This window comes from Pseudomonas sp. MYb193 (assembly GCF_002966775.1).
GTDB classification, from domain to species: Bacteria; Pseudomonadota; Gammaproteobacteria; order Pseudomonadales; family Pseudomonadaceae; genus Aquipseudomonas; species Aquipseudomonas paracarnis.
In genome coordinates this window covers 4,724,869-4,745,349 of sequence record NZ_CP023269.1, presented here as the reverse complement: position 1 = coordinate 4,745,349, position 20,481 = coordinate 4,724,869, and the positions used below count along the sequence as shown (strand labels likewise).

The following is a 20,481-nucleotide window of genomic DNA, read 5'->3' as shown; positions in this document are numbered from 1 at the left end:
ATGGCAACCATCGTCACTCACGGAGCCGGTCATGACCCCTACCAAATCCTTTACTGAACGCGTGTTTCAAGCCCTTGGTTTCGAAGGGCTGGCCTTATTGATTTGCACGCCGCTGTTGGTGTGGATCACCGGCCGGCCGGCGCTGGAAATGGGCGCAGTGACCCTGGGCATCAGCCTGTTGGCACTGAGCTGGAACGTGGTGTTCAACAGCCTGTTCGACCGCCTTAAAACCCGCCTGCAACTGGACAACGGTGGTTGGACCCGTGTGCTGCACGCGCTGTTGTTTGAAGGCGGTCTGATTCTCTTGGCAGTGCCGTTGATTGCCGCCTTGATGAAGATCAGCCTGCTGGAGGCCTTCATCCTCGACATTGGCGTGCTGTTGTTCTTCCTGCCGTACACCTACGTGTACCACTGGGGTTATGACGTGTTGCGCGAGAAATTCGCCGGTAAAACCCCAGTTACCCCGTAGGCGTGCGTCGCTTATAGGAACATCCCCCCCGACGCCTCGATCCGCTGGCCGGTGATCCAATGACTGCCATCGGCCAGCAAGGTCGAAATCGCCCCGCCAATATCGTCCGGCAAGCCAGCGCGGCCCAGGGCGGTGTTATTGGCCACCATCGCATTCACATCGGTGTTATCGCGCACCGCACCGCCGCCGAAGTCGGTGGCGATAGCACCCGGTGCCAGGGTGTTCACGGTAATGCCCCGTGGGCCCAGCTCTTTAGCCTGGTAGCGCGACAAGACTTCCACCGCGCCTTTCATGGACGCGTAAGCGGCATAACCCGGCAGGCTGAAGCGCGCCAGGCCGCTGGAGACATTGATAATGCGCCCGCCATCGCTGATCAGCGGCAGCAGTTTTTGCGTAAGGAAAAACGGTGCCTTCACATGGATCGCCACCAACTGGTCGAACTGGGCTTCGGTGGTTTCGGCAAAGCTTGCGTAGGTGCCAACCCCGGCGTTGTTGATCAGGAAGTTGAAATGTTCCTGGGCGAACACATCCTTGAGCAGGGTGCCGATCTGGCCAACGAATGCATCGAAGGTTGCGCTCTGGCTGACGTCCAGCTGCAGCATGGCGGCGCGACCGCCCAAGGCCTCTACCTGGGCAACCACGGCTTGGGCTTCAGCCGCTGCGCTGTGGTAAGTGCCGATGATGTCGATGCCTTGCGCAGCCAGGTGCAGGGCGGCGCTTTTGCCCAGGCCACGGCTGGCGCCAGTGATGAGTGCGATTTTACGGGTCATGGTGCAGTCCTCGAATGGGGTGAGTGGGACTGAGTGTATTTGTCCGGCCATAACGTGATAAACAGGCTGATATCGGAATCACTGGCCGGATAAGGCGAACAATCTAATGAACAAGCTTGAGTTGCTGCGCACCTTCGTACGCGTCACTGAGTTGTCGAGTTTTACCCAGGCCGGTCAAAGTCTGGGCTTGCCGCGCTCTACGGTATCCGAGCATGTGCAGGCGTTGGAGGAGTTGCTCGGCGCACGGCTGTTGCAACGCACCACGCGCAAGGTGCAGGCGACCCAGGATGGTCGTGTGTTGTATGAGCGCAGCAAGGATTTGCTGGCGCATATGGAGGAGCTGGAAGGTTTGTTCCGTCAGGACGAAACCCAATTGGCCGGGCGCATACGGGTGGACATGCCCAACGTCATGGCGCGGGGCTTGATCTTGCCGAACTTGCCCACGTTCATGGCGCGCCATCCTCTGATCGACATGGAGATCAGCTGTTCAGATCGCCAGGTGGACCTGATCGCCGAAGGTTTTGATTGCGTGGTGCGCGTCGGCGCCCAGCCCGATCAAACCGTGGTAGCGCGGCGGGTGTGCAGCATGCCGATGGTCAACTGCGCGAGCGCGGCGTACCTGCAACGGTATGGCGTGCCCAAAACCCTGGCAGACCTGGCGCATCATCAGTTGGTGCATTACGTGCGGCCGCTGGGCGCACGCTCGGCCGGGTTCGAATACATGGTGGGCAACAAGGTGCAGCGGCTGCCGATGGCAGGCCGGGTGACGGTCAACAGCACCGACGCCTATCAATCGGCGTGCCTGGGCGGGTTTGGCATCACTCAGGTGCCGCAGCTCGGCATACGCGACTTATTGGCCAGCGGCGAGTTGGTGGCGGTGCTGCCCGACTACCAAGCGCCGCCCTTGGATGTGTCGTTGCTGTACGCCGGCCAGCGGCATCTGCCGTTGCGAGTGCGGGTGTTCATGGACTGGTTGACCGCCACCCTGCAAGCTCATCTTTAACGGCGTGCCGACAACTGCTGGGGCGCCAGAAACGCGTCGTGGAAGTAATCCCGGAACGCTTGCATCGCTGGGGTAAACGCACGCTCGCGGTGCCAGGCCAGGCCGACGCTCATGGGTGTGACCGGGTCGGTCACGGTCAGGGTTTCGATGCGTTTGCCTTCCAGGGACCAGGGCCGGTGCACCAGGTCTGACAGGATCGCCACGCCGCTGCCGTTGGCAACCATGCTGCGCACCGCCTCCACTGAGCTGGTGCGCAGCCGCACCTTGGGCGTTTGCCCGGCCTGTTCCCAGTAGCGCATGGCGCTGTGTTCGGCTTCGTCGACGGTGAGCAAAATGTAGGGTTCTTGGGCCACGTCGGCCAGGCTCACGGCACCGCGTTCGCACAACGGGTGATGGCTGGGCAGCCACAAGCGGCGCTCGGAGTTGAACAGAATTTCCGAGACGATATCCGCGTGGGTAAGGTTGGCGGTCAGCACCACGGCCATGTCGAACTGACCGTCGAGCAGGCCCTGTTCGATGGCCTGGCGCTCCTGTTCGAACACCTCGATGGTTACGTCCGGATGCCAATGCTCCATGCGCTGCAAATGGTGCGGCAGAAAATAACCCAGCACCGTGTAGCTGGCCGCCACCCGCAGCACGCCGCTGGCGCGGTAGTCCGGCAACGGGCTGTTGAGGGCATCCTCCACGCTGCGCACAATCACATAGGCACGGTTCAGAAAATGCCGTCCGGCGTCGGTGAGGTTCATGCCTTGGGCCGAGCGCACGAACAACTGCACGCCGAGCATGGCTTCCAGCTCCTTGATCGCCGTGGTCACCGCCGATTGGGAAATATTCAAGTGAATCGCCGCCTGGGATATCTGGCCGATCTCGGCGGTGGCGACGAAGTAGCGAACCTGACGCAAGGTGAGGGACATGAGCGATATCTGATTTTCAGAAGATGGGCCATCTGATAATAGATCTTCCCAAGGGGTCAAGCCCCGGCCTACTTTGCGGGCATCACCTTTGGCGGAGCGACCCCGATGCAGGCAGTGGATTTCAATTCAGACATGGGCGAAAGCTTTGGCCCCTGGACCATCGGCGACGGCGTCGACGCAGAGCTGATGGCCTATATCAGCTCGGCCAATATCGCCACCGGCTTTCACGCCGGCGACCCCGGCACCATGCGCCGCACCGTCGAGCGCGCCAAGCAACTGGGTGTGGCCATCGGCGCGCACCCAGGCTTTCGTGACCTGGTGGGGTTCGGTCGCCGGCATATCAACGCACCGGCCCAGGAACTGGTGGACGACATGCTCTACCAGCTCGGTGCCCTGCGTGAAATGGCCCGTGCCCAAGGCGTGACCCTGCAACATATCAAACCTCACGGCGCGCTTTACATGCACCTGGCCCGTGATGAAGAGGCCGCCCGGCTGTTGGTGCAGAACCTGCAAATCATTGAGCCCACGCTGATGCTGTACTGCATGCCCAACTCGGTGATCTGGCGCATCGCCAAGGAACTGGGGCAGCCGGTGGTGCGCGAGTTCTATGCCGACCGTGAATACGACCTGAGCGGCTCCATCGTGTTTACCCGCAATGTGCGGGCGCTGGATCCAGCCACAGTGGCCGCCCGGGTCTTGCGTGCGTGTCAGGCCGGCCTGGTACGTACCGTCGAAGGCGAAGACCTGGCGATCGAGTTCGATTCCATCTGCCTGCACAGCGACACCCCTGGCGCCCTGGATCTGGTGGAGGCTACCCGTGAAGCCTTGGACCAGGCGGGTATCGACGTCAGAACACCCCGATAAGATCCAACCCTTACTTTTTTGCCTGCCTTTCTACAAAGATTCCAAGAGGAACAGACATGGCTGAAACGTCCCCCATCCGCTACAGCTTCGGCGGTGATGAACACCTGTTTGCCGAGGTCAGCGACAGCATGTCCCTGGAGGCTTTTTTCAAGGGCATGGCGGTGACCCGTGCGGTGGAGCGCCTGGCGCTGGAAGGCGTACTGGATGTGTGCCTGGCCAATGCATCGTTCCAGATTCGCTTCGACCCCGACCGCATCGCGCCTCACGCGTTGCTCGACGCCGTGCAAAGCGCCGAAGCCCAGGCGGTGACTGAGCGCACCTTGCGCACGCGCATCATCGAAATCCCGGTGCTCTATAACGACCCCTGGACCCACGAAACCCTGATGCGCTTTCGTGACCGCCACCAAGACCCCAGCGGCACAGACCTGGAATACGCCGCACGCATCAATGGCCTGGCCGACGTGGACGCGTTCATCGCCGCCCACAGTGGCGCGCCGTGGTTTGTGTCGATGGTCGGCTTTGTCGCGGGCTTGCCGTTCATGTTCCAGATGGTCGAACGCGAGCGGCAATTGCAGGTGCCCAAATACCTGCGGCCACGCACCGACACACCGAAACTGACCCTGGGCCATGGCGGTTGCTTTGGCTGTATCTACTCAGTGCGAGGGGCGGGCGGTTATCAGATGTTCGGCGTTACCCCGGCACCGATCTACGACCCGGCGCAGCAGTTGGCGTACCTCAAGGAGCACATGGTGTTCTTCCGCCCTGGCGATATCGTGCAGTTCAAGCCGATGGACCGCGAGGCATATGACCTGGCGGTCGCCGAGGTGGACGCCGGGCGTTTCGACTTGCGCATTCGCCCGGTGGAGTTTTCCCTGGATGCCTTTCTCGCCGACCCCATCGGCTATCCGAAAAAACTGCAGGAGGCGCTGGCATGATCAAGGTCCTCAAACCCGGCCTCGCCACCTCCGTGCAGGACCTGGGCCGCGAAGGTTATTACCATTTGGGCATCCCACCATCGGGGGCGCTGGACCAATACGCGTTGAGTGCGGCCAACCACCTGGTGGGCAATCCCGTGGGCGCGGCGGGCCTGGAATGCACGCTGATCGGGCCGGCGCTGGAGTTCCAGCAGGACGCGCTGGTGGCCTTGAGCGGCGCCTTGATGTCGCCGCGCCTGGACGGTGAAGTGGTGCATCAGGATACCGCCTTTGCCGTACGCGCCGGGCAGGTGCTGCGGTTCGAGTTTCCCAAGGCCGGCGCACGCACCTACCTCGCCGTCGCCGGCGGTATCGACGTGCCGTTGGTGCTCGGCAGCCGCTCCACCTACACCCTCGGCGCCCTCGGCGGGTTTAATGGCCGACGCTTGCAGGAGGGCGATCAATTGCCGATCGGTACCGCCAGCGGCACCGGGCGTGCGGGCAACAGCTTGCCGATGGCGTTGCGGCGTTCGGTCGGCGGCGATGTGACGTTGCGGGTGGTGCCGGGGCTGTATTACGAACGCTTGAGCTTGGAGGCCAAAAGCAGTTTTTTTGCCGAGCCGTGGACGGTCGGCTCCGAGGCCGATCGCATTGGCTATCGCTTCAAGGGCGGCAGCGCGTTGAGCTTCCAGCTGCGGGAACAGCCGTTTGGCGCCGGCTCCGATCCTTCCAACATCGTGGACAGTTGCTACCCGATTGGCTCGATTCAAGTACCGGCCGGGCTGGAACCGATTGTGCTGCACCGCGATGCGGTGTCGGGCGGTGGCTACGCGATGATTGGCACGGTGATCAGCGCCGACCTGGACTTGATCGGGCAGATGCAGCCCAACCAGCGAGCGGGGTTTGTGGCGGTGAGCCTCGAGGAGGCTTTGGAGGCGCGGCGGGTGTACAAGAAGCGGCTCAAAGCGATGACGGGACTCTTCAATCACTGAATAAACGCAAACTCCTGTGGGAGCTGGCTTGCCTGCGATAGCGGTGGGTCAGCTTGCATCGCCTTGGCTGATACACCGCCATCGCAGGCAAGCCAGCTCCCACAGTTGGGCTCATTTCAATTTGAGCATTTGCGCAATGCCCACTGGCCAGTGATCAAGGCCGCGCCAGCATCGTGAGGGCGATGGCTGGACGCTTCCATCACTGAATAAACGCAAACTCCTGTGGGAGCTGGCTTGCCTGCGATAGCGGCGGGTCAGCTTGCATCAGCCTTGGCTGATCCACCGCAATCGCAGGCAAGCCAGCTCCCACAGTTGGGGGGCATTTCAATTTGAGAATTTGCGGAATGCCCACCGCCCGGCGATCAGGGTAAAAGTTGCGACCAAGGCCACCAGTATCCAGAAGCCTTCCGGATCTTGGGACAGGGGCACCCCACCCACATTCATGCCAAAAAAACCGGCAATGATATTGATCGGCAGCGCCAGCACCGTCACCACCGTGAGGGTAAACAGCGTGCGGTTGCTCTGTTCATTGAGGTTGGCGGCGATCTCTTCCTGCAACAGTTTGATGCGTTCGCCCAGGGCGGTCAGGTCGTTGATGATCAGCGCAAACTCTTCGGTAGATTTGCGCAATTCCTTCACGTCTTCCTTTTGCAGCCATTGGGGCGGGCGATTGAGCAGGCGCAGCAGCGAGCCCGGCTCCAAAGCCAGCAGGCGTTGCAGGCGCACCAGCACGCGGCGGGCGGCGCCCAGTTCGGCACGATTGGTGGACAGGCGCGAAGACAACAGCTGATCCTCGATTTGGTCAACGCTGATGCTGGTCTTGCGCACGATCTGCGTCAGCACTTCGCCCTGGTCGCGCAGCAGGTGCACCAACAGCTCCAAGGGGGAGCGAAAGTGTTCGCCGGCCTTCACCGACGAGCGCAATTTATCCACCGAGTGCAACGGCTGCAGGCGTGCGCTCACCAGCAAGCGGCTGCGCGCGCACACCCACAGCGTGGAAATATCCGACGAGACCATGCTGCTGAAGTTGAACACCACATCGTTGACCACGGCCAATAAGGCCGAGTCCACATGCTCGATGCGCGTGGAGCGTGAGCCCTCATGCAAGGCTTCAAAAAACTCTTCTGGCAGTGACAAATGCGCCTGCATCCAGCGCTCGCAGGCGGCGTGCGCCAGGTTCAGGTGCAGCCACAGGAATTCTTCCGGGTCTGGCGGTTGCTGCAAGGCGGCGAGGGCGGTGGCGGAATCAATTTGCTGGCCTTTCTCGCCGGGGCGAAAACGAAAACCGTAAAGCAGGCCAAACAGATCGGAATCCTGATGGCCGTGGTCGATGCTGTGGTTCATGGCGACTCGCAGAGAAAGGGCCTGTAGGACGTTTCACAGGTTCCTGAGCGAATCATTGCAAGGCGGTATGACGGTTATGTGACGGTTTGAGGCTCGCATAAAAAAACGCACCACCCGAAGGTGGCGCGTTTTTTCAAGGTTCAACTCAGGTGTCTTGCTTGTTTTCCAGCACGGCACCGGTTTTGGCGTCGAGCTTCACATCCCATTTCTTGCCGGTGGTGTCGGTCAGGTCCACTTCGTAGACCAGCTTGCCAGCTTCGTGATCCAACTCGGTATCGTTGATGGTCGCGCCGGCATGTTGGGCGACGGCGGCGGCGTTGAGCTTTTCGAACGCCATCACTTCACCGGACTTGAGCAGGCTAGGAATCTGGTCTGGACGGACATCAGCCTGGGCCAGGCCGGCGGTCAAGGTCAGGGCAGTAGCGGCGAACAGGGCAGTCAAGGTTTTCATGGTGTATGTCCTTCTTAGGTTGAGCTGTTTAAGTGGCGCCAGATTAACCAGCGCAACTTAACTCAGCCTTAATGGCTCACTGACACCAACGCTTTTAGTACTTATGGTCGTTGAGCAGGTCTTGCACGCTGGACGACGGCCAGCGCTTGTAGAACTTCAACAACTCGGCGGCGCGGTTGGTGAAGATGCCGTCGACGCCGGCCTTCATGACCTTCTCGAAGTCCACCGGCTCATCCACGGTATACACATGCACCAGCAGGCCCTTGTCGTGGGTCAGCTTGTTCATTTCCGGCTTCACCAGGTCGGTGTAGCTCTGGTCGCCGTGGTCGGTCAGCTCAGCCGACGGGCCGGTGCCGATGGCGCCGAGGCTTTTGGCTTCATCGACCCACTTTTCGAATTCGGCGGCGTCTTTGGGCTCTTGCTTGGCGTAGTAGGCGGCCTTGGTGGGTTCGCCAGACTCGGCGAAGGTCACTTTGGATTTGGGTTCGATGCTGCCTTCACCCACCCACAACAGCAGGATTTTCGGGGTGTTGGGCATTTCTTTCTGCAGCTCTTTGAGGCTGGCGGTTTCGAAGGTTTGCAGCACCACGCGGCCCTTGCCTTGGCCGACACCGGTGTTGCTCTTGCCCAGTTTTGAGCCGGCGGAGCTCAGCCAGCCTTTGTCGAGCAGCTTGTTTTTCAGGTCAGCTTCGATACCGGGGAACTGCTTGGGCTCCTTGGTCTCGATGTACAGGCCGGGTTTGTGCGAGGGGTTGCCTTCGGCGATCTTGATGATGTCGTCCAGGCTCAGGATTTTCAGGCCAACGAAACCAGGGCGCGCGCGGTCCGGGTAGGCGGCGTTGAACCAGCTGCCGGCGTCGAGGGTTTGCAGTTCTTTCCAGGTGAACTCGTTGGCAGGCGCGTCTTTGCGCTCGGGGAACTTGGTGGCAACGTCGGTGGTGCGCTGCAGGTTGTTGTCGTGCAGGGCGAACAGTACGCCGTCCTTGCTACGTTGCAGGTCCAGTTCCAGGTAGTCGGCGCCCAGGTCGCGTGCAACCTTGTAGGCAGCGGCGGTGGATTCAGGTGCGTCGTAGGATGCGCCACGGTGAGCGATCACGGCAGGATAGGGGATGCCTTCGTTTGTCGCCAATTCGGCCGGGCTGACCGGTTCGGCAGCCTGTGCCTGGCCAAGGCCGAGCATCAACGCCAGCAGCAAGGCGCTTTTGGAAAACGTGACAGGCATATGCGAAGTCCTTTCGTGGAGGTAACTTTGAGAAGGTGTCCTTTTTAACAATTGATTGCGAACGGCGCTATCACCAAACCGACATTAACGTGCGCACCGGCCAATTTTGTCGACTTTTTTGCAGGGGGTTGCAGTATTCTTACGGGTAGCTGCCCCGTCAGAGGGCGGTAATTTCTGCCACGCGTGTAAACCATCTTTCCAGTCCCTGTGGGACTTTTCAGTGAGGTTTACCATGCGCATCACTTCAGAGCTTATCTGCCAGGCCGCCGACCAACTCCAGGGATTTGTCGGCCTCAACCGCAAGACCGGCCAGTACATCGTACGTTTCAGCGAAGACTCATTCGGCATGGACGTGGCCGATGACGGCATCATCCCCACGGCCGAGTTCGTCTGGCTGCCGGCTGCCGACCACACCATGACCCTGTGCCGAGCCCGCCTGCAGTTGTTGCTCGACCAGAATATCGACGAGCGCATCAACATCACCGAGCCGCTACGCGTGTATATGCGCCGGGTAGAGATCCCGCAGATCAGCGCGTTGCGTAGTTTGGTGAGCTGAGCGTCCGCGATTACTAACGATGACGAGCAAATGTGGGAGCTGGCTTGCCTGCGATAGTATCACTGCGGTTTCACTGCATCACCGAGGTGTCTGCATCGCAGGCAAGTCAGCTCCCACCGGGTTCGGTGATTCAAGTGGAGAAGGTGTAGGCCCGCTCTACCTTGCATACCCGTGTGTGAAACGCCGCATACCAAGTGGCCCGCCCTTGCTCGCGCACCTGCCGATGCTCGGCCTGCTGTTTCCAGGCCAGTATCGCCGCCTCACTGGCCCAGTAGGACACGGTGATCCCCAGTCCATCCTCCCTCGCCGATTCCACCCCCAGGAACCCCGGTTGTTGCCTGGCCAGTTCCAGCATGCGTGTGGCGGCCTCGCCATAACCCAGGTCGGCGCCGGTGCGCAGCGAGCTGAAAATCACCGCGTAATAAGGTGGGGCGGGTGTCTTGGCGATCATACCGATACCTCCTGGCAGGCCTTGAGCAGCGCAATCGTCAGCGGCGGCGTGATGCCCTTGAGTGCGGCGCGTTCGGGCTGGAACAGGGTGGCGACGAAGAACGGGTGGTCGAGCAGTTCCACCGCGCGCAGATCGCCCGCCGAATCGTGGCCGGTGGGAATCAGGTTGGCGTCCAGCAGGGCGTCGGCAAAGGTGGGGTTGATGCCGTAGCGGCAACGGTAACCCTCGTGGATGTCCAGGCTGCCGTAGGCCTGGGCAATGCGCGTGTATGGGGCCAGGCGTACGGTGTCGCTCACTTCCACCAGGGAGCAGTCCAGCGGCGTGATGACGGCGCGTTCAGCATCCGGCATTAATTCGCCGTGCTGGGCATCGGCCCAGCCGAGCACATGGCGGGCATATTCCAGCACGGCATGTTGAAAACCGCCGCAGGTACCGAGGAAAGGGCGATCTTGTTCGCGGGCAAAACGTATCGCCCGCAGGGCGCCGTCGACATCGCGATAGGGGCTGCCGGGCACGCACCAGAAACCGTCGAAGTCGCTCAGGGCAGATGTGGAGGTGAGGGTGTCGGTGGCCAGCCATTGCACTTGGACGTTCAGGCCCAGAACGTCGGCGGCCTGTTGCAGGGCCATGGGAATGGCCTGGTGGGCGGTCACATCGGGGTTGTAGTCACCGATCAGGGCAAGGTGCAGCGCGGGTGTTGGCATCATGTACGTCCATGACTTGTGGTGGGGTGATACCCACTATAGATTGGCGCTCACGCAATCAATATTGGCGTTTGCCCACATGTTCAATGCAGTCACGCACTATCAAATCGACTACGCCGACCTGTCATTGATCCTGGCCCTGGTGCGCGGGGGGACCCTGGCGCGGGCGGCGGCGCTGCTGCGGGTGGATGTATCCACGGTGTTCCGTGCGGTGCGGCGGCTGGAGGCGGCGCTGGGCCAGACCCTGTTTGAAAAAAGCCGTGCCGGTTATTTGCCCACCAGCCTGGCGAGCAACCTGGCCCAACAGGCCGAGCGTGCGGAGCAGGCGCTGGAGGCCGCGCGCATCGGTGTGGAACAGGGCGGTGAAGTCATCAGCGGCACCGTGCGCCTGACCTGCACCGACTCGGTGTTGCAAGGTTTGCTGTTGCCGGCCCTCGCGCAGTTCATGCCGGCCTACCCGGCGTTGACCTTGGAACTGAGCACCTCCAATGACTTCGCCAACCTCAGCCGCCGCGATGCGGATATCGCCCTGCGCCTGACCAGGACGCCGCCAGCGCATCTTGTCGGACGTTGCCTGGGGGCGGTGACCTATCAGGTGTGTGCCAGTGCCGACTATGCGCGCCTGCACCCAGACCATGAGTGGGCCGACCTGGCCTGGATCGCGCCGGACGATTTTTTACCCGATCACCCCACCGTCATCTGGCGCCGTGAGCATTTGCCGGGCGTGCGTCTCCGTTATCGGTGCAACAGCATGCAGTCGGTGACCGAATTAGTGCGCGCGGGGTTGGGCGTGGCGGCGCTGCCGGATTTTCTGATGGGCGATGGCCTGCAACCGCTGGGCCCTGCGCTGGCAGGGCACGATACGGCGCTGTGGTTGTTGACGCGGCCTGATTGCCGGGCGTTACGCTCGGTGGTGACGCTATTTGATGAACTGGGGCGGCATGTGCGCTGGCTGCGGAGTTAACCTGCAGACAGCCAGCGCCAATGGCTCAGCGATTGCCCCGCTCATTGGCAAACGCACTTACCGCTTGTACTGCTTCGCCGGTGCCTTCGCGAATCTGCAGGATCACCGTGCCGGCCTGGTTGGCCAGCTCCACACCTTGGGCGGCGCGGTCGCGGGTGGCGTCCATGCTGTCGATGGCTTGGCGGGTTTCGTCCTGGATCATGGCGATCATGCCGGAGATTTCCGCGGTGGAGCCGCTGGTGCGCGCCGCCAGTTGCCGCACTTCATCGGCCACCACGGCAAAGCCACGGCCCTGCTCGCCGGCGCGGGCGGCTTCAATGGCGGCGTTGAGGGCCAGCAGATTGGTCTGGTCGGCAATGCCGCGAATGGTATTGACGATGGCGGTGATCTGTTGCGAGCGTTCGCCGAGTTTGGCGATCAGTTGCGAAGAAGTGTCGATATCCACGGCAATTTCGCGCATGCCGCTGGCGGTTTTCTGAATCACCTCGGCGCCTTTTTCCGCCATCTCCTGGGTGTTCAACGACAGGTGGTAAGCCTGGGCGGCGCTCTGTGCGTCAGCGGCATGCTGTAGCACGCGGGCGGTGACATCCGAGGCGAACTTCACCACTTTGCACAGGCGCCCGCTGGCGTCGTACACCGGGTTGTAGTTGGCTTCCAGCCACACGACCTGGCCGTGTTTATCCACCCGCTCGAACTGGCCATTGAACAGCTCGCCCTGGTTCAAGCGCTTCCAGAACTCGCTGTAGGCCGCACTGTTGGCCAGCTCGGGCGTGCAAAACAGGCGGTGATGCTTGCCCTGGATCTGCGCCAGGCTGTAACCCATGCGCTGCAGGAAATTGCCGTTGGCGGTGATGATGGTGCCGTCGAGGTTGAACTCGATCATCGCCATGGCGCGGTCGATGGCTTCGAGCTTGGCGTTGGCTTCGCTTTCGGCTTGTAGGCGCGGGGTGACGTCCATGGCGTATTTCACCACTTTGATCACATTTCCCGCCTCATCCCGTACCGGGTTATAGCTGGCTTCCAGCCACACCGAGGCGCCGTTGGCACCTACTCGTTCAAAGGTGCCCGACTGGAATTGGCCGTTGCGCAGGTGCGTCCACAGCTGGTTGTAGTCAGCGCTGCGGGCGAACGCCGGGGTACAGAACATCCGATGGGGCTGGCCCAGGATCTGTTCGGCGCGGTAGCCCATGGTCTTGATGAAGTTGTCATTGGCGCGCAGCACGGTGCCTTGCAGGTCGAATTCGATCACGGCCATGGAGCGCTCGATGGCGTCCAGCAGGCTGGTCTGTTGGGCAAGGCTGTGTTGCAGGGTACTGATGGTTTTCTTGTGAGCGTTGAATAGCATGGTGGAGGGCTCGGGCATGCAAGCGTATGCGGGGTCCATGTATTTGCGCCTGACCCCGTAGGGCCCCTGGCCTTACGGTTGACTTGCTCATTGCCAGCTTCCTGATGCTGACAGAGGGGGGTAGAACAACGGTGTCAGAGTGATCAACCGACCTGGAAGTTCGCCCGTCAGGCAGGACTATTTTGACCAGGCGACCAATGGCGGCATTATGCTATTGCGGCAGGCCGGCGAATGAAGTTTCAGACGAGGTGTCATCAGACAACTCAGGACGGATGGGCGACCACGCAACGGGTGGAATACGCCAAAACGCTCTGCAATAACGCGCCTTAGTGTGAGGGCGGAGTGCTGGCTTCGTAGCCGGCCAGGAACAGGTCGATGGCTGATTCGATGACACCAGCCTGGGCGGCAGGGTCGAGCGTGGGCTGGCCGAGGGTAATCTGCGGCCAGAATGCAAACGCCTTGAGCAGGCTTTGGATCTGGTGGGCGGCGAACGCCGGGTCGGTGCAGGTGAGACGGCCGTCTTCCTGGGCGGCGCGCACCCATTGGGTAAAGCCTTCTTCTCGTGCGCTGAGGCGGTTGACCATGTCTTGAGCGCGTTCCGGCGAATGAATGGTGGCAGCAATGGCTACGCGTGCCAGGTCGAGGAAGTTGGCGTCCGACATCATCTGCATTTTCGCTTCCAGCAACGTGCGCAGTTGGTCGCGCAGCGGGCGGTCGCTGGTATAGATCACGTCCAATTGGGCAACGCTGCTGGCCCATAGTTGGTGGAGGATCTCGGCGAACAGTTCTTCCTTGCTGGGGAAATGGTTGTACACCGTGCGCTTGGAAACGCCAGCAGTAGCGGCGATCTTGTCCATGCTGGTGACCTCGAAGCCGTGCTCGCGAAATTCGGCAATCGCCGCAGCCACGATGGCTTCGCGTTTACGCTCGGTGAGGCGTTTGGGGGCAGTCATGGAAGGCATTCGACTCAACAATGAAATTACACCGGGCAGTTTACTTGCTCCGGATTTTGTTGCAATCTAGAAACTACACTGTGCAGTGTAATACTTGAGCGGACCGCCGGAGTCACATCGTCATGGCCACTATTTCAACCCGTCTCGACCCGGCGCCTTCGGCGCCCAAGCCTGCCGAACAGGGCCTGGGGCATTTCAGCAACGACGCCCCGGTGCAACACGGTGGCTTGGGCAAGACCCTGCGTATTTTCTGGAACATGCTGTTCAACAAACCGCGCACGACCCGGCCGGTGGGGCAAATTCCGGTGCAGCCACTGACCCGCGAGCAGTTACTGGCCGCACCTGATCACAGCGTTTATCGCCTGGGCCATTCGACCGTACTGCTGAAAATTCGCGGTAAATTCTGGGTCACCGACCCGGTGTTTGCCGAACGCGCCTCGCCATTCAGTTGGGCCGGCCCCAAGCGTTTTCATCAGCCGCCCGTCAGTCTTGATGAGCTGCCAGCGCTGGAAGCGGTGATCCTTTCCCATAATCATTACGACCATCTCGACCGCAAAGCGGTAGTCCAATTGGCCGAAAAGACCCGCTACTTCCTGGCGCCCCTGGGCGTGGGTGACACGCTGGTCAAATGGGGCGTAGACGCCAGCAAAGTGCGCCAGCTGGAGTGGTGGCAGGGCATCGAAGTCGATGGCGTTCGTTTTGTCTGCACGCCGGCTCAGCACTTTTCAGGGCGCGGCCTGTTTGATGGTAACCAGACCCTGTGGTGCTCATGGGTCATGATCGACGCTACGCGACGTATATTTTTCAGTGGCGACACTGGCTATTTCGACGGTTTCAAACGCATCGGCGAGCAGTACGGGCCTTTCGACCTGACCCTGATGGAAACCGGCGCTTACAATGTCGATTGGCCCCATGTGCACATGCAGCCGGAGCAAACGCTGCAGGCGCATATCGATCTGAAAGGGCGGTGGCTGCTGCCGATTCACAATGGCACCTTCGACCTGGCCTTCCACGCCTGGCACGAGCCCTTCGACCGCATCATGGCCCTGGCCTGGGAGCGCAATGTCTCGATCACCACTCCGGCAATGGGCCAGGCGTTCCGCCTGAACCAGCCCGAGCGCGGGCAGGCCTGGTGGCTGGAAGTGGAGCCTCAACCGGTCAACGAACACGCAGCAAGCTGAGTCGATGGCCCGCTTGGAAAAGAGTTTTTCATCGAATTTCTGCTCTGCGACAAAGGGCAAATGAGAGTGCGATGATCCCGCGGGAATTTTATTTCCGGGAGGATGTTTCGATGGACAGCCACTGTAAGAAGCTTTGGAAAATAGGGGTGCCTTGTGCCCCAGCCCAACCGCTACCCCCGCCAATGAACGCCGCCGACGTACCCGCTTCACCACCCCATGCAGCACCCACCTCTATTGTCTTTGGCACCGAGCAGGCTGCGGGCGCCATGCTCGTCCCTGGGTATAACGCCCTGGCGCCCCATCTACGGCCGGTGCGTGACCCCGCGCTATCACTTGTCGCCCTCAGCGGCGAGGACCCTACCGAACCAGTGATGGTAGAGGTACCGCTCGTGTTGAATAACACCACGTTCACCGCCACGCGGGCGTTGACGGGCTATCGGGTCGGGTATGTCGAGCGCTATGTGCAGGGCAATCACGTTGAACGGGTCGAACACAGTGAGGCCTTGCACCGAGTCTTCGACATCCTGCGCAGGGCCGGTGTCCAATGGGTAGCGGTGGACATGCAGCGCAGCGGCGACGGTCAGCAGGCCTGTCGTGAAATCGATGAGCGGGTGGCAGCCCTTCGCCTGGATGCCTTGGTGTCGGAAGATCCAGAAGCCGCCTTTCATAACGCCTCGAGAAGCGGATACCCCACGGTGTGTGAAACCCTGGAGGATGGCTCCAGAGTCTGGTTTTACAGTGCACGCTGGGCAGGTGATCGTTTGGCGGCACTGGTACGCGCTTACCGCCAGCTACGGCCATAGAGGTTATTGAAGACTACGTCGAGCTGGGAAGAGTAGGGCGCAGCAGCAGGATTCGCCCGAAATAGTGATGGGGTGTCGGCTCTTAGACTGGTGCGGTGTTATCGACCGATAACGCTCACATCCAGTTAGACAGAGGGGAACTTCATGATCGGACCAGTTTCGGTAAGCGGATGGGCAACAGGCCTGCTTCAGGAACTTGCAAACCCTGTGCAAGGTTTCAAGAGTGCCCGCCAGATGTCAGTGGAGATGGGCCAAGGAGGCGGCGTTACCTCAGAGTCACTGTTGAGGGACTCGCTCAAGCAGATTGCCAATATTGATCGTGGGCTACAGGGCGGCAATGCGTTTTTGGAAACCAACCCGGATGCCATGACGCAGGCGAAGGCCCGCGACCAGGAACGTGCCAATGGCCGCGTACTCAAGCACTTGCATGGGGTGCCGATAGCGCTGAAGGATGTCTTCGAAACCAACGACCGCATGCAGACCAGTGCAGGTTCGAAGGCTTTGGTGGGCACGCCGGCCACTAAAACCGCCAAGGTTGTCGACAATTTGTTGAAGAACGGAGTGGTGATTGTGGGGAAAACCAACATGAGTGAGCTGTCCAACTTTCGGTCACTATTACCTGTGGATGGCTGGAGCTCCCGAGGTGGCCAGACGCTGAACCCTCATCGACTCGGAGGGCCGGTGGCTGGGTCGAGTTCGGGTTCGGCAGTGGCGGTCGCCCAAGGGCATGTGCCTGTGGCACTGGGGTTGGAAACCAACGGATCGATCATCAGCCCCGCCGCCTACAACGGTGTGTTTGGCCTGAAAACAACAACGGGCCTGGTCAGTACCGAAGGCGTCATGACCAGCACTCGCATGGATGCGGTGGGGACTTTTACCCGCAATATCTGTGATGCGGCAGAAGTGCTTAACGCAATGACCGAGACCACTGCCTACACCAAGGGCCTGCGCTCCGACGCCTTGAAGGACAAGCGAATTGGCTATACCCCTTTACCTGAGTTGTCCGCTGAGCAGGCCAAGGACCCGGCCAAGCGAGCAGACCGCAAGCATTATGAGGCGGCGCTCGACGTGATGAAGGCCCAAGGGGCGATTCTGGTGCCGATGGCGCGGTTGGATGCTGGCGTCCCCGAACAAACCTATGTCGATTATAACAACGCGCTGTTCTCGGACGTCAGGCAAGCGCTGGAAGACTACCTGGCTGGGCGAGAAGGTTTGCCGGTCAAATCACTCTCTGAGCTGATTGCTTTTATCAACCGCACCCAAAAACCTGGTGAGCCTGACCAGAAACTGCTGGAAATGATCAATGGGGTGCAGACCAGCAAGAAAGATCGCGATGCGCTGTGGAAAGCCATTCTTCCTATATTTCAGAACACCATTGATGACCCCATGAAGGAGCACAAGCTCGACGCCATGGTGTCGAACTTCCAGTCCGACAATTATTTTTTCAGCGCTGCGGCCGGGTACCCAGGCATATCCGTTCCGTCAGGCATGGATGAAGACGGCATGCCCACGGCACTTTACGTGTATGGCTCCGCCAACAGTGAAGCCACCTTGCTGTCAGTCGCCTATGGTTATGAACAAGCCTCACAGGCCATTCAAAAACCGGCTTTTCTCCCAGGTGCTCCCTTCACACCGACACCTGCCAGTACAGATGGCTTGATTGAGACTACTGACACTTGAGTTTGAATCAGCCTCTGCAGACGGCTGCCTCGCAGAGGTTGTGCCAGGGTTCAATCGACCGCCACGGGTGCATTTGAAACCATTGAGGTGCCCGGAGAAACGCCTGGACTCTACGCACCATTGGGTTGAGGCGTTTGTGAGTCAATGGTTGCGGTGGTTGAACCCATCAACCGGGAGATGAGGCCTTGCGCAGAAGGTTGCGCTGCGGCGGTATCAAGCCGCCGCGCACTCATCCCCCACCCCGGCGCGAACCCCGGGAAAAATACCAGCCCTTCGGCCTCCAGGCGAAACGCCAGGATCAAACGAGTTTCATCGTCCACGTCTCCGTGGCCTTCCAGTTTCTCAATTGCCTGCACCGCCACGCCAGCCTGGCGAGCCAGCTCTTCGCGGCTCCAGCCCAGCATGACGCGCGCCTGCGCGCAGTGTTTGGTGGTGAATTGATGCAAGACGATCTGTTGTTCTACGAAAGAACTCATTGCCAGAGAGGACATGGGGTTTCTCCAGGTTCGACAGGGGAGGCGCAACTATACTGTGTTTTTGTACAGTTGTTTCTACCGCTCATCCACTGGCGTTGCAACCCCTTATGATTCCAGCCCTGGTGCCTCACGAATAATCAGGTGATCCAGGTTCTCGATCCTGGCGCTGAATACCCCGAACGTCTGCTCGGGTTTTTTCTGGCTGGGCACCTGCACAAGCTGCGGCGTGACCCCGTAGAAAAAGCAATACAGCGGCCGCTCGCTGCTGGCTGCCGCCTTGATCTGTTCCAGGAATGCCGTGCGCTTGCGGTAGTTTTCGATAAGCTTTTTGCTCAGGTAGACATTTACCGAATAGGGCTTTTTGTCGAGCCACACCTTCTTTTCGAAGTCGATGCGAAAACTGCTGGTGTAGTCTTTGATGGTCTTGATCTTGCCCCAGTAAATCAAACCCTGGTTGTCTTGCAGGTATTCAATCTTCTTGAAGAATGCCCAGTAGGTCGCCGTGTGCTCACCGATCTTCAAAGGCATTGCCTTGAGCTTGTCCTTGTCATCGATGTTGGACACGTAGCACTCCACTGGGTGTGCGAATACGCTGGTTTTGTCCGGGATCGAGTCATTGCTGCCAGAAGAGGTGGTAGCGCAGTTTGCGGGCACTTTCGTCGGCTCCTGCAGGACGCTTCCAGCGGTGCCGACTACCGGCGTTCTAGGCTCGTACAGTCGCCGCGTCAGCACAAGTTCCGATGGAAAATTTTCCTCACGCTCGTCGTCATTTTCACCCATCGCAGGTTTATGGCTGCCGGCATAGCGGCAGCCGTCGATATGCCGCGTGCCGGGTTTGTTCTTGAAGTGCGGCGTGCGCTGGTAGTTGACGTTCTTGGCGTTGAAAGTACTCAACGCATTGGCGCTATCGAACGCCGCACGGCAGGCGTCGTTGGGGCACAGGAAGCTGTCCTTGTCGGAATCGAAGGCGGTAGTTTCATCGAAATTCAGATCTCGCACGTCGTAGATCGACAGCTTGTCGTCGAGACTCAGGCTGTAGGCCGTGTCGAATTTCATAGGGCTCGGGTCCGTCAGAGGTTTGGCTATTAATAGCCGGATCTTGCGTAAATATCAGCAAGAAACTGCCACGCGTCGCCCGCTCAAGAAACACAGGGTGCCGCCCATGGCCGTGAGTGCGGCCAGGGCAAAGAACATGCTGGTGGGCGCCGCATTGATCAGCAGATAGCCACAAATCACCGGGCTCATGGCCCCGCCAAACGCGGCCAGGTTCTGTGCGCCGTAATAACTGCCCCGTAGTGCATCCGGCGCGATGGTGTCGATAAAGAGGAACTCCGAGGGGTAGATGATCATCTCGCCCAGGGTGAACACGAACATTGCCAGGCACCAGGTCAGCAGACTGTGCGCCTGGCTGAAGCCGACCAACCCGGCAATAAACAGCAGGGTGCCCAGCACGATCCAATGGCGCAGTTGCTCGCGCTTGAGAAATCGGCCGATTTGGTACTGCATCAAAATCACGGTGATGGCGTTGCAGGCGAGCACCGCAGACAGAATTTTCAGTGCCTGGTCGGGTGTGTAGGCCACTAGCAAAAACTGCGACAGATACAGGGTGTAGCGCCCATGGACGATGGTGCTCAACAGGCTGCCGCTGGTGAAGAGGATCAGCGTGCGGTCGCTGCGCAAGGTGCGCAAGGTGCTGAGGAAGCTTTGAGGCTTATGACTGTCGTCGCGCTGGGTCGGCGCAATGCCGATCATCAGGAACAGGCTGCCAAAGGCAATGGCGCTGGCGATCAAAAACGGTGCCCACGGCAATTGGCCGGCAATCACTACGCCCAACATCGGGCCCGTGGCATAGCCGACATTGGTCAGGGTGTAGCGCAGGGAAAACACCTTGGCGCGCTCACCCACCGGCAGGTTTTCGCTGATGATCGCCTTGGAGCCGATCAGGAACAGCGCTGACGCGGCTTCAGTCACAACAAGGGTCAGCGTGGTGAGGTAGAGGTTGCTGGCAAAGGTCAGCAACAAAAAACCGATGGAGCTGGAGAGCATGGCCAGGATCAACAGCTTGCGCTTTTCCAGGCGGTCGATGATGTAGCCGCCGTACAAACCCAGGAGCGTGGCGATGAACACGGCGACCCCCATCAGCAGGCCGATGTCCTGTTGGTTGAGGCCCAGACGTGTGCTCAGCCAGAGGGCCAGCAACGGGCTGGTCATGGCACGGCTGACCACGATGGTCACCGAGCAGATCATCAGGCGACGGATTACCAGGGAGTAGGTGGCCACGGTGGGGTGCGCTCCTTGTGATTCTTACCTACACGACTCAGATCACCAGCGAACGCAGATTGAGTGTGGGAGCTGGCTTGCCTGCGATAGCGGAGTAACAGCCAACATTGTTTTAGCTGACCCACCGTTATCGCAGGCAAGCCAG

Annotated in this window: 22 protein-coding genes; 10 read left to right on the top strand and 12 right to left on the bottom strand. The window is 60.2% G+C overall.

Annotation, left to right across the window (positions count from 1 at the left end; genetic code table 11):
* Positions 1-31 precede the first annotated feature (31 nt).
* A complete protein-coding gene (locus tag CLM72_RS21715; RefSeq protein WP_105228088.1) occupies positions 32-469 on the top strand; it encodes a multidrug/biocide efflux PACE transporter in 438 nt (145 codons plus the stop codon).
* Positions 470-480: 11 nt separating this feature from the next.
* On the opposite strand, the gene CLM72_RS21710 is transcribed toward CLM72_RS21715, so the two are convergent.
* Positions 481-1,239: an SDR family NAD(P)-dependent oxidoreductase gene (locus CLM72_RS21710; protein WP_054896722.1), complete on the bottom strand. Its 759-nt coding sequence runs from the start codon at positions 1,237-1,239 to the stop codon at positions 481-483.
* 106 nt (positions 1,240-1,345) lie between these two features.
* On the opposite strand from CLM72_RS21710, the gene CLM72_RS21705 reads away from it, so the two are divergent.
* Entirely contained in the window at positions 1,346-2,242 is an 897-nt protein-coding gene (locus CLM72_RS21705; protein WP_105228086.1) for a LysR family transcriptional regulator, read from the top strand.
* On the opposite strand, the gene CLM72_RS21700 is transcribed toward CLM72_RS21705, so the two are convergent.
* Positions 2,239-3,156 (bottom strand): LysR family transcriptional regulator, encoded by a 918-nt coding sequence (locus tag CLM72_RS21700; protein ID WP_014719628.1) that lies wholly within the window; start codon positions 3,154-3,156, stop codon positions 2,239-2,241. The genes CLM72_RS21705 and CLM72_RS21700 overlap by 4 nt on opposite strands.
* A gap of 105 nt (positions 3,157-3,261) precedes the next feature.
* Here CLM72_RS21700 and CLM72_RS21695 point away from each other — a divergent pair, with 105 nt between their 5' ends.
* Genes CLM72_RS21695 through CLM72_RS21685 form a run of 3 tightly spaced genes read left to right on the top strand, consistent with a single transcriptional unit; the run spans position 3,262 to position 5,926 of the window.
* Entirely contained in the window at positions 3,262-4,020 is a 759-nt protein-coding gene (locus CLM72_RS21695; protein ID WP_105228084.1) for a 5-oxoprolinase subunit PxpA, read from the top strand.
* A 56-nt stretch (positions 4,021-4,076) separates the two neighbouring features.
* Positions 4,077-4,955, top strand: a complete 879-nt coding sequence (locus CLM72_RS21690; protein ID WP_105228082.1) for an allophanate hydrolase subunit 1 — start codon at positions 4,077-4,079, stop codon at positions 4,953-4,955.
* Entirely contained in the window at positions 4,952-5,926 is a 975-nt protein-coding gene (locus CLM72_RS21685; protein WP_105228080.1) for a biotin-dependent carboxyltransferase family protein, read from the top strand. The genes CLM72_RS21690 and CLM72_RS21685 overlap by 4 nt, the downstream gene beginning before the upstream one ends.
* Positions 5,927-6,250: 324 nt before the next feature.
* Here the strand turns inward: CLM72_RS21685 and CLM72_RS21680 are convergent, their stop codons facing one another.
* From CLM72_RS21680 to CLM72_RS21670, 3 genes are all read right to left on the bottom strand, one after another.
* Positions 6,251-7,270, bottom strand: coding sequence for a transporter (locus CLM72_RS21680; protein ID WP_057975143.1), 1,020 nt, complete (start codon positions 7,268-7,270; stop codon positions 6,251-6,253).
* A gap of 145 nt (positions 7,271-7,415) precedes the next feature.
* Positions 7,416-7,721, bottom strand: coding sequence for a PepSY domain-containing protein (locus tag CLM72_RS21675; RefSeq protein ID WP_014719623.1), 306 nt, complete (start codon positions 7,719-7,721; stop codon positions 7,416-7,418).
* Positions 7,722-7,815: 94 nt separating this feature from the next.
* Complete coding sequence (locus CLM72_RS21670) at positions 7,816-8,943, bottom strand: glycerophosphodiester phosphodiesterase (RefSeq protein WP_105228078.1); 1,128 nt, start codon at positions 8,941-8,943, stop codon at positions 7,816-7,818.
* A gap of 232 nt (positions 8,944-9,175) precedes the next feature.
* Here CLM72_RS21670 and CLM72_RS21665 point away from each other — a divergent pair, with 232 nt between their 5' ends.
* On the top strand, positions 9,176-9,499 hold the full coding sequence (locus tag CLM72_RS21665) for a DUF2025 family protein (RefSeq protein ID WP_014719621.1): 324 nt from the start codon (positions 9,176-9,178) through the stop codon (positions 9,497-9,499).
* A 130-nt stretch (positions 9,500-9,629) separates the two neighbouring features.
* On the opposite strand, the gene CLM72_RS21660 is transcribed toward CLM72_RS21665, so the two are convergent.
* Positions 9,630-9,950 carry an antibiotic biosynthesis monooxygenase gene (locus CLM72_RS21660; RefSeq protein WP_034128487.1) on the bottom strand — a complete coding sequence of 107 codons (321 nt, stop codon included), beginning with the start codon at positions 9,948-9,950 and terminating at the stop codon, positions 9,630-9,632.
* Positions 9,947-10,654, bottom strand: coding sequence for a CTP synthase (locus tag CLM72_RS21655; RefSeq protein ID WP_105228076.1), 708 nt, complete (start codon positions 10,652-10,654; stop codon positions 9,947-9,949). Before CLM72_RS21655 ends, CLM72_RS21660 begins: the two co-directional genes overlap by 4 nt.
* Positions 10,655-10,733: 79 nt before the next feature.
* On the opposite strand from CLM72_RS21655, the gene CLM72_RS21650 reads away from it, so the two are divergent.
* Positions 10,734-11,618: a LysR family transcriptional regulator gene (locus CLM72_RS21650; RefSeq protein ID WP_105228074.1), complete on the top strand. Its 885-nt coding sequence runs from the start codon at positions 10,734-10,736 to the stop codon at positions 11,616-11,618.
* Positions 11,619-11,643: 25 nt separating this feature from the next.
* Here CLM72_RS21650 and CLM72_RS21645 read toward each other — a convergent pair whose 3' ends face one another.
* Both CLM72_RS21645 and CLM72_RS21640 read right to left on the bottom strand, forming a co-directional pair.
* Positions 11,644-12,963, bottom strand: coding sequence for a PAS domain-containing methyl-accepting chemotaxis protein (locus CLM72_RS21645; RefSeq protein ID WP_034128572.1), 1,320 nt, complete (start codon positions 12,961-12,963; stop codon positions 11,644-11,646).
* Positions 12,964-13,289: 326 nt separating this feature from the next.
* The gene (locus tag CLM72_RS21640; protein WP_105229186.1) at positions 13,290-13,916 is read right to left on the bottom strand and encodes a TetR/AcrR family transcriptional regulator; all 627 of its coding nucleotides are present in this window, start codon (positions 13,914-13,916) and stop codon (positions 13,290-13,292) included.
* Between the two features lie 122 nt (positions 13,917-14,038).
* On the opposite strand from CLM72_RS21640, the gene CLM72_RS21635 reads away from it, so the two are divergent.
* The 3 genes from CLM72_RS21635 to CLM72_RS21625 all read left to right on the top strand — a co-directional run bounded on the left by CLM72_RS21635 (position 14,039) and on the right by CLM72_RS21625 (position 17,580).
* Positions 14,039-15,097, top strand: coding sequence for an MBL fold metallo-hydrolase (locus CLM72_RS21635; RefSeq protein WP_105228072.1), 1,059 nt, complete (start codon positions 14,039-14,041; stop codon positions 15,095-15,097).
* A 266-nt stretch (positions 15,098-15,363) separates the two neighbouring features.
* Positions 15,364-15,900: a hypothetical protein gene (locus CLM72_RS21630; RefSeq protein WP_252730672.1), complete on the top strand. Its 537-nt coding sequence runs from the start codon at positions 15,364-15,366 to the stop codon at positions 15,898-15,900.
* Between the two features lie 144 nt (positions 15,901-16,044).
* Positions 16,045-17,580 carry an amidase family protein gene (locus tag CLM72_RS21625; RefSeq protein ID WP_256595222.1) on the top strand — a complete coding sequence of 512 codons (1,536 nt, stop codon included), beginning with the start codon at positions 16,045-16,047 and terminating at the stop codon, positions 17,578-17,580.
* A gap of 110 nt (positions 17,581-17,690) precedes the next feature.
* On the opposite strand, the gene CLM72_RS21620 is transcribed toward CLM72_RS21625, so the two are convergent.
* From CLM72_RS21620 to CLM72_RS21610, 3 genes are all read right to left on the bottom strand, one after another.
* Positions 17,691-18,071 (bottom strand): helix-turn-helix transcriptional regulator, encoded by a 381-nt coding sequence (locus tag CLM72_RS21620; protein ID WP_034128484.1) that lies wholly within the window; start codon positions 18,069-18,071, stop codon positions 17,691-17,693.
* Positions 18,072-18,161: 90 nt separating this feature from the next.
* On the bottom strand, positions 18,162-19,112 hold the full coding sequence (locus tag CLM72_RS21615; protein WP_105228070.1) for a hypothetical protein: 951 nt from the start codon (positions 19,110-19,112) through the stop codon (positions 18,162-18,164).
* Between the two features lie 54 nt (positions 19,113-19,166).
* Positions 19,167-20,336: an MFS transporter gene (locus tag CLM72_RS21610; protein ID WP_105228068.1), complete on the bottom strand. Its 1,170-nt coding sequence runs from the start codon at positions 20,334-20,336 to the stop codon at positions 19,167-19,169.
* Between the last annotated feature and the right edge of the window lie 145 nt (positions 20,337-20,481).

Bases quoted from the DNA above. Each gene is read 5' to 3' on its own strand.
- CLM72_RS21715 (WP_105228088.1), top strand. From the start codon at position 32: ATGACCCCTACCAAATCCTTTACTGAACGCGTGTTTCAAGCCCTTGGT.
- CLM72_RS21710 (WP_054896722.1), bottom strand. From the start codon at position 1,239: ATGACCCGTAAAATCGCACTCATCACTGGCGCCAGCCGTGGCCTGGGC.
- CLM72_RS21705 (WP_105228086.1), top strand. From the start codon at position 1,346: ATGAACAAGCTTGAGTTGCTGCGCACCTTCGTACGCGTCACTGAGTTG.
- CLM72_RS21700 (WP_014719628.1), bottom strand. From the start codon at position 3,156: ATGTCCCTCACCTTGCGTCAGGTTCGCTACTTCGTCGCCACCGCCGAG.
- CLM72_RS21695 (WP_105228084.1), top strand. From the start codon at position 3,262: ATGCAGGCAGTGGATTTCAATTCAGACATGGGCGAAAGCTTTGGCCCC.
- CLM72_RS21690 (WP_105228082.1), top strand. From the start codon at position 4,077: ATGGCTGAAACGTCCCCCATCCGCTACAGCTTCGGCGGTGATGAACAC.
- CLM72_RS21685 (WP_105228080.1), top strand. From the start codon at position 4,952: ATGATCAAGGTCCTCAAACCCGGCCTCGCCACCTCCGTGCAGGACCTG.
- CLM72_RS21680 (WP_057975143.1), bottom strand. From the start codon at position 7,270: ATGAACCACAGCATCGACCACGGCCATCAGGATTCCGATCTGTTTGGC.
- CLM72_RS21675 (WP_014719623.1), bottom strand. From the start codon at position 7,721: ATGAAAACCTTGACTGCCCTGTTCGCCGCTACTGCCCTGACCTTGACC.
- CLM72_RS21670 (WP_105228078.1), bottom strand. From the start codon at position 8,943: ATGCCTGTCACGTTTTCCAAAAGCGCCTTGCTGCTGGCGTTGATGCTC.
- CLM72_RS21665 (WP_014719621.1), top strand. From the start codon at position 9,176: ATGCGCATCACTTCAGAGCTTATCTGCCAGGCCGCCGACCAACTCCAG.
- CLM72_RS21660 (WP_034128487.1), bottom strand. From the start codon at position 9,950: ATGATCGCCAAGACACCCGCCCCACCTTATTACGCGGTGATTTTCAGC.
- CLM72_RS21655 (WP_105228076.1), bottom strand. From the start codon at position 10,654: ATGCCAACACCCGCGCTGCACCTTGCCCTGATCGGTGACTACAACCCC.
- CLM72_RS21650 (WP_105228074.1), top strand. From the start codon at position 10,734: ATGTTCAATGCAGTCACGCACTATCAAATCGACTACGCCGACCTGTCA.
- CLM72_RS21645 (WP_034128572.1), bottom strand. From the start codon at position 12,963: ATGCTATTCAACGCTCACAAGAAAACCATCAGTACCCTGCAACACAGC.
- CLM72_RS21640 (WP_105229186.1), bottom strand. From the start codon at position 13,916: ATGACTGCCCCCAAACGCCTCACCGAGCGTAAACGCGAAGCCATCGTG.
- CLM72_RS21635 (WP_105228072.1), top strand. From the start codon at position 14,039: ATGGCCACTATTTCAACCCGTCTCGACCCGGCGCCTTCGGCGCCCAAG.
- CLM72_RS21630 (WP_252730672.1), top strand. From the start codon at position 15,364: ATGCTCGTCCCTGGGTATAACGCCCTGGCGCCCCATCTACGGCCGGTG.
- CLM72_RS21625 (WP_256595222.1), top strand. From the start codon at position 16,045: ATGATCGGACCAGTTTCGGTAAGCGGATGGGCAACAGGCCTGCTTCAG.
- CLM72_RS21620 (WP_034128484.1), bottom strand. From the start codon at position 18,071: ATGTCCTCTCTGGCAATGAGTTCTTTCGTAGAACAACAGATCGTCTTG.
- CLM72_RS21615 (WP_105228070.1), bottom strand. From the start codon at position 19,112: ATGAAATTCGACACGGCCTACAGCCTGAGTCTCGACGACAAGCTGTCG.